The 412-nt window shown below is 69.8% G+C and carries 2 pseudogenes; both read left to right on the top strand.

Annotated elements, in window-relative coordinates:
* Positions 1-91: pseudogene (locus tag KBI5_RS20160) on the top strand (IS6 family transposase); the annotation flags it as partial.
* 56 nt (positions 92-147) lie between these two features.
* Positions 148-412: pseudogene (locus tag KBI5_RS20155) on the top strand (DUF6262 family protein); the annotation flags it as partial.

Below are 412 nucleotides of genomic sequence, written 5' to 3'. Positions count from 1 at the left end.
CATCCGCCGCGGCCACTACGAACTCGGAATCGACAGCAGCCCGCACCTGAGGTTGGCAGCCGCGTTCACCGAACTCGCCGCAGCCCTCTGACCAGCAGACATCCGGCCCGTTGGCATACCCAGCTTCCCCATAATRCAACAGCGCCGATGCGCGCCGCCGACGAGCCGGTCACCTTCCGCGGCCTGGCCGCCCGCTCCGGGGTCTCCCTGGACTTCCTCTATCGACACACCGGCCTGCGCAGCCGGATCGAGCAGTTGCGCGCGACACAGACCGCCCAGCCATCCCGACCGGCGGAACCGGACCAGCCGAGCAACGTCGTGCGGACACTGACCGCGCAGCTCAGCGAACTCAAAGCCCGCCACCGCGCCGAGATCACCGCGCTGAACGAGGCGCTCGCCGCAGCCCACGGGG

This window comes from Frankia sp. KB5, from assembly GCF_002099325.1.
Classification (GTDB): Bacteria; Actinomycetota; Actinomycetes; order Frankiales; family Frankiaceae; genus Frankia; species Frankia casuarinae.
The sequence above is the reverse complement of the archived record's forward strand: the minus strand, read 5'-3'. Positions and strand labels throughout refer to the sequence as shown.